This window comes from Delftia sp. ZNC0008, assembly GCF_000799035.1.
In the GTDB taxonomy this organism is placed as follows: Bacteria; Pseudomonadota; Gammaproteobacteria; order Burkholderiales; family Burkholderiaceae_C; genus Comamonas; species Comamonas tsuruhatensis.
On sequence record NZ_JTKZ01000613.1, the window covers coordinates 1 to 788 of the forward strand.

At 71.7% G+C, this 788-nt stretch carries 1 protein-coding gene; it reads left to right on the top strand.

Annotation, left to right across the window (positions count from 1 at the left end; genetic code table 11):
- Positions 1 to 788: c-type cytochrome (locus L995_RS20020; protein ID WP_047473212.1), on the top strand; the 788-nt coding region annotated here is incomplete at both ends.

A 788-nucleotide genomic window follows, 5' to 3' on the forward strand; every position in this document is an offset into this window, starting at 1 on the left:
GGGCCCGATGTGTCCCTGTACTCGCCGCAGGCCCTGGAGCGCGGCCGCCTGGTGGCGGCTGCGGGCGACTGCGTGGTCTGCCACACGGCCCCGGGCGGCGCGGCCAATGCCGGCGGCTTCGGGCTGGAGACGCCGTTCGGCACCATCTACTCCACCAACATCACGCCCGACAACGAAACCGGCATCGGCCGCTGGTCCTACGCGGCCTTCGAGCGGGCCATGCGCCACGGCATCCACCAGGATGGGCGCCAGCTGTACCCGGCCTTCCCGTACACGGCCTTCGCCAAGCTCAGCGATGGCGACCTGCAGGCCCTCTACGGCTACCTGATGTCCCAGCCCGCCGTGAAGGCCAAGGCGCCCGAGACGCAGCTGGCCTTCCCCTACAACCTGCGCCCGGCCATGGCGGGCTGGAACCTGCTGTTCCACGACGCCACGCCGTTCAAGGCCGACCCCGCGCGCAGCGCCGAATGGAACCGGGGCGCCTACCTGGTCGAAGGCGCGGGCCACTGCGCGGCCTGCCACTCGCCGCGCAATGCGCTGGGTGCCGAAAAGACCGGCATCCACTACCTGGGCGGCGGCGAGGCCGAAGGCTGGACGGCGCCCGCGCTCAATCAACTGGCCGGCGGCAAGCTGCCCTGGAGCCGCGAAGAGCTGTACCAATACCTGCGCACCGGCTTCTCGGCCCGCCATGGCGTGGCGGCCGGCCCCATGGCGCCCGTCATCCACGGCCTGGCCCAGTTGCCCGAAGCCGATGTGCGCGCCATGGCCACCTACCTGATGGAACGCGG